The 9539-nt window shown below is 61.0% G+C and carries 12 protein-coding genes and 1 pseudogene; 6 read left to right on the top strand and 7 right to left on the bottom strand.

Annotated elements, in window-relative coordinates:
• Positions 1-233, top strand: a 233-nt coding sequence (locus tag AC1D2L_RS25490) for a transposase (protein ID WP_476846572.1), incomplete at its 5' end; no start/stop codon positions are given.
• 14 nt (positions 234-247) lie between these two features.
• Here the strand turns inward: AC1D2L_RS25490 and AC1D2L_RS25495 are convergent.
• The 7 genes and pseudogenes from AC1D2L_RS25495 to AC1D2L_RS25525 form a co-directional block, all read right to left on the bottom strand.
• Positions 248-1154, bottom strand: a pseudogene (locus AC1D2L_RS25495) (IS3 family transposase); the annotation flags it as partial.
• Positions 1155-1534: 380 nt separating this feature from the next.
• Positions 1535-2767, bottom strand: coding sequence for an HlyD family secretion protein (locus AC1D2L_RS25500; RefSeq protein ID WP_476848695.1), 1233 nt, complete (start codon positions 2765-2767; stop codon positions 1535-1537).
• Positions 2760-3209: a hypothetical protein gene (locus AC1D2L_RS25505; RefSeq protein WP_476848696.1), complete on the bottom strand. Its 450-nt coding sequence runs from the start codon at positions 3207-3209 to the stop codon at positions 2760-2762. The genes AC1D2L_RS25500 and AC1D2L_RS25505 overlap by 8 nt, the downstream gene beginning before the upstream one ends.
• A gap of 96 nt (positions 3210-3305) precedes the next feature.
• Entirely contained in the window at positions 3306-4088 is a 783-nt protein-coding gene (ppk2, locus tag AC1D2L_RS25510; RefSeq protein ID WP_476848697.1) for a polyphosphate kinase 2, read from the bottom strand.
• Positions 4089-4109: 21 nt separating this feature from the next.
• Complete coding sequence (locus AC1D2L_RS25515) at positions 4110-4595, bottom strand: hypothetical protein (RefSeq protein ID WP_476848698.1); 486 nt, start codon at positions 4593-4595, stop codon at positions 4110-4112.
• Between the two features lie 81 nt (positions 4596-4676).
• Complete coding sequence (locus AC1D2L_RS25520; protein WP_476848699.1) at positions 4677-5252, bottom strand: hypothetical protein; 576 nt, start codon at positions 5250-5252, stop codon at positions 4677-4679.
• Positions 5253-5285: 33 nt separating this feature from the next.
• Entirely contained in the window at positions 5286-5555 is a 270-nt protein-coding gene (locus tag AC1D2L_RS25525) for a hypothetical protein (RefSeq protein ID WP_476848700.1), read from the bottom strand.
• Positions 5556-5695: 140 nt separating this feature from the next.
• Between AC1D2L_RS25525 and AC1D2L_RS25530 the strand changes: the two genes are divergently transcribed.
• The 5 genes from AC1D2L_RS25530 to AC1D2L_RS25550 form a co-directional block, all read left to right on the top strand.
• Positions 5696-7507 carry an adenylate cyclase gene (locus AC1D2L_RS25530; RefSeq protein ID WP_476848701.1) on the top strand — a complete coding sequence of 604 codons (1812 nt, stop codon included), beginning with the start codon at positions 5696-5698 and terminating at the stop codon, positions 7505-7507.
• Between the two features lie 227 nt (positions 7508-7734).
• Positions 7735-8166: a hypothetical protein gene (locus AC1D2L_RS25535; RefSeq protein ID WP_476848702.1), complete on the top strand. Its 432-nt coding sequence runs from the start codon at positions 7735-7737 to the stop codon at positions 8164-8166.
• A 43-nt stretch (positions 8167-8209) separates the two neighbouring features.
• Positions 8210-8830: a response regulator transcription factor gene (locus tag AC1D2L_RS25540; RefSeq protein ID WP_476848703.1), complete on the top strand. Its 621-nt coding sequence runs from the start codon at positions 8210-8212 to the stop codon at positions 8828-8830.
• 11 nt (positions 8831-8841) lie between these two features.
• Positions 8842-9342 carry a hypothetical protein gene (locus tag AC1D2L_RS25545; protein WP_476848704.1) on the top strand — a complete coding sequence of 167 codons (501 nt, stop codon included), beginning with the start codon at positions 8842-8844 and terminating at the stop codon, positions 9340-9342.
• A gap of 32 nt (positions 9343-9374) precedes the next feature.
• Positions 9375-9539 (top strand): transposase (locus tag AC1D2L_RS25550; RefSeq protein WP_476848649.1); only part of this gene is annotated, 165 nt, incomplete at its 3' end.

Here is a 9539-nt window from a genome sequence, read left to right on the forward strand (position 1 = left end):
AGGCCGCTCGCCGCGCCATCCGCCAGGCCGGTGCACACATGCTCTTCCTGCCGCCCTACAGCCCCGACCTCAACCCGATCGAGCAACTCTTCGCCAAGCTCAAGCACTGGATGCGCGATGCTGAGGCCAGAACCGTTGAAGCGACATGGCGAAAGCTCGGAGACCTACTCCACCTCGTCTCACCGACCGAATGCGCAAACTACATCACAAATGCAGGATATGCTTCCGTGTAAAAGAAGCATGCTCTAGGCTCGATAAAGGCCGTCTTCGCGCCGACCGCCGCGATCCACTCCCGCACCGCCCTGGCGACGAACTCGGGACCGTTGTCCGAACGAACATGCCCGGGCACGCCGCGTAGGATGAAGAGATCGGATAGCACGTCGATGACGTCGGTGGATTTGAGCTTCCGGTCGATTCGGATCGCAATGCATTCCCGGGTGAACTCATCAATGACGTTCAGCATGCGGAACTTCCGACCGTTGTGGGTGCGATCCTCGACGAAGTCGTAGGACCAGACATGGTCGGGATATTCCGGCCGAAGCCGGATGCATAATCCGTCATTCAGCCAGAGACGGCCTTTCTTAGGTTGACTGGCCGGCACCTTCAGTCCCTCCCGCCGCCAGATCCGCTCGACACGTTTGACGTTCACCGCCCAACCGGCTGTCTCCAGCATGGCCGCGATCCGGCGGTAGCCGTAACGGCCATACTGGGTGGCGAGCTCGACAATGTCGGCGGTCAGCGCCGCATCGTCAGTGCGGCCCTTCGGAACCTTGCGATGCGTAGATCGATGTTGCCCCAGAACCCGGCACGCCAACCGCTCCGACACGCCGAACTTCATCATGGCGTGGTCGATGCAGCGGCGACGACGGGCGGGGCCTAGTAGTTTCCCGAGGCGGCCTCTTTGAGGATCAGCTTCTCCAACATCAGATCCGAGACGGCGTTGCGCAACCGCTCGTTCTCCTTCTCCAGATCCTTCAGGCGCTTCACCTGTCGGACTTCAGCCCGCCAAACTCTTTGCGCCAGCGATAATACGTGAACGCCGTCACGCCGATGGCCCGGATCGCCTCCGCGACCGGGCGCCCCTGCGATAACAGCACGTCGACCTGCCGCAGCTTCGCGACGATCTCCTCAGGCTTGTGCTTCTTCTGCGGCATCGCGGGCATCCTCCAAAGGCTCAAAAAGCCTACTTCAGGGAGGGCCACTTTTCAGGGGGAAGGCCACCGAAAACCGCGCCCATAGGTGTCACAGAGGACTCTTCTTCAGTAGCCATCACAGCACCACTCAGCTCAACCTGTTATGCCCAACCTCGTTTTGGCAGCGAGGGTCACCGCCCGGCCGCAAGAAGGTGCGCTACATTCGCCATGAACTGCTGCCCTTTGACGTCTGACCTTAAAAACGAGCGCCTGAACTTCGATTCGATCAGCACCCGGGTCTAACCGCGAAGAAGTAATACTTGAACTCGCGGGATCGAACATGGGTAGCCCCGCCTGCATCGATGGCGTGAATGAGCGACCATCGCAGAACTCCATCTCTTTCAATGGCCGCCGAATACGAGCGTTTGGATCGGCAGTACGAGTGCTTGAATGCGCAACAGAAGCGCATGGACTAGCCCTACTGCGTCCACGGCATGAAGCACGATTTTTCGCCCCGTCGAGAGCTTCCCCGATGTGATCAGGTCGTGATTGCTGGAATAGGCGTTGGCGATGCAGCTGCTGCCGGGCGTGACGCCCTCGAGACCGCCCCTATGAAGAGGCTCCAGAAACGCCAGGAGCGTTCCCGGCTTGGAAACCTGCTGGACGTCGAGCAGCTGCTCACCACTTCGCAACTGGCCCGCCGCAATGAAGTCCTGCACGCTGGTCACGACCATCGGGATCACAACCCACGGCTTCGACATGCAGGTTACCTCAGCAATCATGCCGACCTTCATGACCTGCGCCTCAATCTGCGAGAAGCCCGCTTGCAACGCTACCCGCCCAGCCTCGTCAGGGATCAGGACGCCGGCCGGCCGCATGAAAGGGTTGACGATGTCGCCCACCCGCAGGGTGAACTGCTCGACGCGCCCGTTCACCCCCGCGCGGATCACCGTCTTGTCCAGCTCAGTTTGGGCTTGGGCGAGAGCTGCTTCCGCGCTGTCTCTTTCCGCTGGGAGCAGCGTCGTGATGCGCGTCTGGGCCGCCCCCTTCGTCGCGACAGCGGCCGCAACCGCCGCTTCGCGCCCGGCCACGAGGTTCTCAAGCCGCTCGATCTCGCGCCGCGCAACGATGTCGTCATTGCGACGACGTAGTTCCTGCTTGGTCTCGAGTTCGTCGAGCGCCTGTTTGTGCTGGGCTCTCGCCTCCTGAATTTTGCTATCGTCAGCGAGGATCTCCGCCCGCGCGACTATGAGCGCAGCCTCGACCTCGGCAATCTTTAGCCGCGCGACTTCAACGGCGGCCCCCTGCTTGCTGCTGTCGAGTTCGAAGATTGGGGCCCCTTTCGCAACCGTTCCGCTGACACCGAGATGAACTTGCGCCACGCGGCCATTGGTTTCCGAGACGATCGGCACTGTTCGAAACATCACGGCGGCGCTAGTCGTAGACGGGTGGTTGTAGAAGATCACAGTGATCAGGCCGATTGTCAGCATCAGACAGGCGGTGATCCCCCACCTTAGCTCAAACCAAACGGAGTAGAAGGTGATCTCTTTGCCGAGACGCTTGCCCTGCCGGTACCGTCGGTAGAGGTAGTCTGGAACGATGGTCAGCAGGGAACAAAACAGGATCTCAAGCATGGGTCGACTCCACTGGATTTGTGGTGTTTTTCTCAACCGCGACATGCTCAATCCCCGGCGTCTGCACTTCCCCCTCGATCGCCTCAGTCCGACGCGGAGCCAGTCCGGCGATGCGTTCAAGCGCATGCGCCATGCGTCCGAACAGTCCCGAGAAATCTGGAATTTCGATCAGCGCGAGGATCAGGCCTGCCACCCAGAACAGATGCACGTGAGTGAACAATGCGAGCAGTCCGAGCACCGCCACGATTTCGAACTGGAGTTTCTGAGACTTGTGCGCCATGCGCTCCGGCAAAGTGTGCAGCCGCAGGAAGAGCAGGCCGACGCCAAGCACTGCGACGACGAGGATTGCAGCTGTTACGATCATCAGCGTGTCGGTCTCACCCGGCGCGGTGATAAAGGCCGGCGGCTGATGAGGTGCCAGAGGATGAAGGCCATCAGCCATTGGAAGGCTCCGATTCAAGCTGCGTAACTTTTGGGTATTGCGTTGTAGGACTTGGCTGAGGTCAACGCGGCAGCCGCGCGGATGGTTGAAGGTGGCCTAGCCTATCCAGTTCCGCGCAAAGTCAGCTTCCTCGTAGCCGCCGGGCTTCTGTCGCTTGGGCAGCTTGATCTTCTCGCGCGCCGGTGCTGCGTAGGGGATGGAGGAGAGAATGTGCGCAATAAGGGCGAGCCGCGCCTTGCGCTTATCGTCGGAGCGCACAGCGTGCCACGGCGCCCAAGTGGTATCGCTCGCGCGGAACATCTCGTCGCGGGCGCGCGAGTAATCGTACCAGCGCGAATACGACTTCAGATCCATCGGAGAGAGCTTCCAAATTTTTCTAGGATCGTTGATGCGCTCCTGCATGCGGCGCGTCTGTTCTTCCTGCCCAACTTCGAGCCAGTACTTCAGCAGGATCGTGCCGGACTCGACGATCGCCTTTTCCACATTCGGTACAATCTGGAGAAAGCTCTTGGCCTGTTCCTCGGTGCAGTAGCCCATCACCCGCTCGACGCCGGCGCGGTTGTACCAGCTGCGGTCGAAGATCACGACTTCGCCCGCAGCCGGCAGATGCGGTAGATAGCGCTGGACATACATCTGCGAGCGCTCGCGCTCGGTGGGCGGCGGCAGCGCAACGACACGGAAGACCCTGGGGCTGACGCGTTCCGTGATCGCCTTGATGACGCCACCCTTCCCGGCGCCGTCTCGCCCCTCGAACACGATGCAGACCTTGCCACCGGCCAGCTTCGCCCACTCCTGAAGCTTGACCAACTCCGAATGCAAGTCCCGCAGCTTGCGCTCATAGGACTTCCGGTTCAGCGGCTCGTTTGCATCTGCTTTCATCGCCGGCCTCCTCTCACGCTGCTACCAACTGAGATAGAACGCGACATCACCCGGTAGCCCGCCGGGCCACTCGATGATCATGGCGCGCAGCTTGTACTTGGCCGGCTGCAGATGTTCCTTCCAAAACTCGTAGGCCTGCCGCGGCCTCCCGGTGAGTGTTGTCGGCCAATCCGCCTCCGCATTGTTGATCGCCCGTCCCTTGTCGGTGCAGAGCGCGCTTGGAAAGCGCATGACGAGAACCTCCTTCTCGCCGCGCCCAGCTGCTGCTCGCGTCTTCGTCGCGAGACTCTGCTTGATTTCCGCGATCTTCTCGGGCGAGACGACGATCTCCTCGCTCAGCGTAGCGATAAGCTTCTTCCGCGCATGCTCGGCTTGGTCTATTGCACCCACCATCTTGGACGCTCTGGCTATATCGAGCTCCGTCATATAGGCGCGGAGATCGTCCGCAGACATGAAGCTCTCGTCGGCAAGCGTGCCCGCAACGGGGTTTTGAGTGGCGGTCGACATTGCTCGCGTCTCCTGCATTGCCAGTTGCCGTTGCATGCCGACCGCCGCTGCGGCCGGCATGCCAACGCAGAACAATTGGCTTCAGTACTTTTGGAAGTGGAAGGCTTCGGCCAGGGTCAGGTCGACCATGTCGCCGCGCCGGAGGCGCCTGAGATCTTGCTTGATGGCGGGATCCATCACCGTCAGGGACCGTGGTCCAAGAGGGCCATCATAGCTGACGATACCTGTGCCAGGATCAAACGCCTGAAACTGTGCGGTGAGGGTCAGCGAGCGCACGACGAACTTGTCCGGCAGATTTTGGAAGGGTCCGCTGACGGCTTCAGTATAGACGACACCAGGCCTGGCGCCCCTCCTCGCACGCCTGACGCCCAGGAGCGCACCTTCGACGCGCCGAATCTCGACCCTGTCACCGGGCTGGATATTCTGCAGACTGCCGAACACCGCTGGCACCGCGACATCCCATGAGCGCCTTCCCTGCCTCACGACCACCATACGCTCGGACGGCTGTACATCCACGACCTCGACATCCAGGCGCTCGATCTCCACCGGCCCGACGCCAGCGACGATAACTGTGCTGGTGGTCACAGTCGGACCCGCGCAGCCCGCGACGCCCACCGCCAGCGCGATCGCCAAGATCCAGTTCATGTGCTTCGACATCAGAACTCTCCTCTTTGTGGATGCGATCCAGCTTCAAATTTGGTGTCGACCTTTTGACTGGGCCTGCCACGTGGTAATAGCTTGTCTGAGTTCGGCTTCGAGATCTTCGACGAGATGCCTATACTCAGCGAGCTGCGCCGCTTGGTCAGGCGTCTCCGCATGCCTTCGGCGACGAATTGCCTGCTCCGCTTCGGCAAGATCCCCGCACAAGCTGCGGAAGCTCTCACTGCGCAGGGCCAGTTCCTTGATCGCCGCTTCGTATTTCGGCAGCTTCTGAATGGCGGCCAAAATTCCTGGATCCATCGGACCAAGCCCCCGCGAATGAACATTCCTAGCTGGCGTCACGAACGGAGTGGGAGTATTTTACGAGAGGTTACGGTCAAAGGCGCCTGTCTGAGAGTTGTCGTTAGCTGGATACTCGACCCGCTGGGGGAGCGGCGTCCATGGAACGAAAGCGGCTGGAAGATTCCGACGATGGCACTGACGAGCAGGACCTGCAGGGGCCGAGCGAGGCTAATGTCCGCGCTCAATTGAGGCGAATCCTATCCAGTGCCGAATTCAGTGTGCCAGAGCGGCTACGCCGGTTCCTTATCTACGTAGTCGATGAAACGCTCGCGGGCCGGCCGCAGCGCATCAAGGCCTATTCGGTCGCAATCGAGGTCTTCGGACGAAATGCGAATCTCGAAACTCAGAACGACCCGGTGGTTCGCATTGAGGCAGGCCGGCTCAGGCGTGCTCTCGAACGATATTATCTTCTCGCTGGAAGCTCTGACCCGGTCCTGATCGATATTCCGAAAGGCGGTTATGTGCCCCGCTTTCGTCAGCGTGGCGATTGCTCGGATGATGGGGAATCCATCCAGCAATTGGAGCCCCACCGGAAGCTAGGCCTCGGTGAGGTCATCGATGCTCGGCTGCGACATCCCGGTCTCGCCGCCGCTCTGATAGCCGTTGCGACGATCGCCATCGCCGCTCTCGTTCGTGTGGAATCGCCGTCGCCACCGGCGGCTTTCGCTGGAGGAACTGATCGTCCGGAGGGGCCGTCCCTGATCGTCAAGCCTTTCTTGAACCTGTCGGGAACGCCCGAGGGGGCTTTCTACGTGGCAGGGCTGGGAGAGGAGCTGCTGGTACAGCTCGCGCGCTTCAAAGAGCTGACAGTGTTTGGACGAGAGACCTCGGCCGCGCTGTCGCCCGGCGCCTCGGTTGCGGAAAGTGCAAACCGGTTCGGCAGCCGCTTCGTGCTGGAGGGCAGCATCCGTTTTTCAGAGGACAGGCTCAGGGTAACCAGCCGCGTACTCGACGGTGAGACATCAGCCATCGTCTGGTCCGGCGCCTATGATGTCGATCCGCGAGCCAATGATATCGTCGACATGCAAAGGACGATCGCTTCCAAGGTCGCCACCGCAGTCGCCCAGCCTTACGGAGTCATTTTCAATGCCCTCCCACGGCCAACACCGGCAAGGAGTGCACAGAATTTAGATGCCTATCGATGCACCGTCCGCTTTTATCGCTATCGCACCGAACTCGACGAGATCGGGCATGCTCAGACACGCGAATGCCTTGAGCAGATCACAAATCGCTACCCGGAGCATGCGACCGGCTGGGCGATGCTGTCCTATATTTACCTTGACGAAGATCGCTTCCAGTTGAACCGCCGTCCCGGCCCTCCGCCGGCGGAGCGCGCGCGTGCCGTCGCCGAGCGCGCCGTTCGCATAGATCCCGAGAACGTCCGGGCGCTTCAGGCCTTGATGACTGTCCTGTTCTTCAGCAGGGAGCCCGTCGAGGCACTCAAGGTCGGCTCCCAGGCGCTCGCGCTCAATCCAAACGACGCCGAACTGCTCGCCGAGTTCGGCAGCCGCGTGGCCCAAGCCGGAGACTGGCCGCGAGGGACGGCTCTGCTCGAGGAGGCGCTGACCAGAAATCCAGGTCACTCCGGATATTACACCGGTCTTTTGGCTTTGGCTGCCTACATGCAAGGTGACAATGAGCGCGCAGCCGATCTCATACGCCGGGCCAATCTGCGCCAATTCCCCATCTATCACTTTGTCGCTGCACTGATTTTCGCGCGCTTGGGGCTGGAGAGGGAGACAGCGCAATTCCGAAGGGATTTCCTGAAAATGCGCCCCGGCTTCTTCGACGACTTCAATGGCGAGCTCGACAAGCGTAACTTCAACGCACGCGACCGTGCCATTCTCCGCCGCGGCGCGATCCTTGCCGGCTTTCCTGCGCAGCCGTGTTTCGCGAGTCGGGCAAAATAGCAGCAGGCTCTCTCCTCCGGCCGGCCCTGCCGCGCACTCACCCGCCCGTAACCAACCGTAACCTACTAGCTGTGAGGTGCGGTTGCAGTCTTTATTCCCGTGCCGAGACATTGCCCAAAGGTTGTCGGCGGGATCCGTCTTTCGTGAGCAAGAGGCTCGCGAGTGGTCGCTGCGCATGAGATTTGCGGGACCGGCAGGCGGGCATGCAACAAGACGTGGAGGGCACAATGTTCGTCATGAATCGTCGCCTGTCGATGCTGGTGCTTGTCTTGGCGCTGGTCCCAATCCAGGGGGCATGGTCACAGGCCGCCCGTCTCCAAGGCGCATGGCTCGAAGAGGGAACGCCTTGTGCCAGCGTTTTCGTAGCAACACGAAATGCGGTTGCCTTCAGACGCCCGGCCAGCGCCTTCGCTCCAGCCTTCATCGTCTCCGGTCGACGGCTCTCGACGCCGCTCGCGACCTGCCGACTCGTCGGCGTCAGTCCAACTGGCGACAGGCAACTCGTTCGCCTGAGCTGCACGACATCCGTCGCAACCGACACCGCGCGCGCGATCCTCGCTCTGGCCGCGGACGGGGCGATCTACCGGTACCATTCCCTGGAAGGCGGCATAGCAAGCCGTTACCAGCGCTGCACCCGAGATACCTTGAAAGCCCCCTGAGCATGCGAACCCATCGCTAAATGCAGCAATCGGGAGACGAGCCATGTCAGCTCTCGTATATGTGGTTGAGGCCGATAGCGCCTCAAAGACCGAGATCGACCGCCTTCTCAAGGCGCGCGGCTATCAGACGTTGGCTTACGGCAGTGCCGATGAGATTCTCGAGAAGATGCCGGACCGGGAGCGCGCAGGCTGCATCGTCGTCGATATGCAGACCCGTGATGCGGCCGTGCACGATTTTTTCGACCGCTTGATCAAGACCGGGTCGAATCTGCCCGTCATTTTTCTCACGGGGCACAGTGACGTGCGCACGGGCGTCCAGGCGATCAAGGCGGGAGCCGAGGACTTTTTTACGAAACCGGTGGAGCGCGAGGAGTTCATCCGTGCGATCGACCGTGCGATCGCACGGCATCGCCTCGCCAATGAGCGAGAAAGCCGCGTGTGCACGTTGACGGCACGATTGCAGCGACTGACGGGGCGCGAACGGCAAGTTTTCGAGTTGGTCGCAATGGGCAGGATGAACAAGCAGGTCGCGTTCGAACTCGGTATGACCGAGCGCACAGTGAAGGCACACCGTCGCAAGGTCATGGAGAAGATGCAGCTGCGCTCCGCTTTCGAGCTAGTTTCATGCGCTGAACGGCTCGGCCTCAGTACTGGCTCCCTGTGACAGGGGCTATCGTGTCCTTACCTCGTGGCACGCCCGACGGCTTAAAGACACCGCGAGCCGCTGCGGTCGCCGGCATCATTTTTTCAGCGCTGCTGCTGCTGGCGGTTTTGCTCGTCCTGCAAACGCTGCGCCTGCATCCGAGGGATCCCGGCGAGTGGCTCGGTGCGCAGTCGTGGAAGGTTGCCCTGGCGATGAACCTGATCCCCTTCGCCGGAGTCGCCTTCCTTTGGTTCATGGGCGTGTTGCGTGACAGGCTGGGCGCACAGGAGCACAAATTGTTTGCCACTGTGTTTCTAGGCAGCGGCCTGCTCTTCGTTGGGATGCTGTTCACTGCAGCCGCCGCTATCGGGGCGATCCTGATCACCCATGCGGCGTCGCCTCGCGAACTCTCGGGTTCCGTGACCTTCACCCTGGCCAGGGCCTTTGCATACAATCTGACGAGCATCTACGCTATGAAGGTAGAGCTGGCTCGGGAAAACTGGACATCGTGGGTAGGTGGATTTTCGGCCTGAACGCGGCATGATTGTCGTGAACAGGAGCGGATATGACGAGACGCGTGCGCCGGAACCACAGCCCGGTTTTCAAAGCGAAGGTCGCTTTGGCGGCGATCAAGGGCGAGAAGACGCTGGCCGAATTGGCTCAGCAGTTCGACGTCCACCCCAACCAGATCACGCAATGGCGCAGCCAACTCCTTGAAGGGGCTGCCGGT

The sequence above is a fragment of the Allobosea sp. P1_B10 genome (assembly GCF_056406735.1).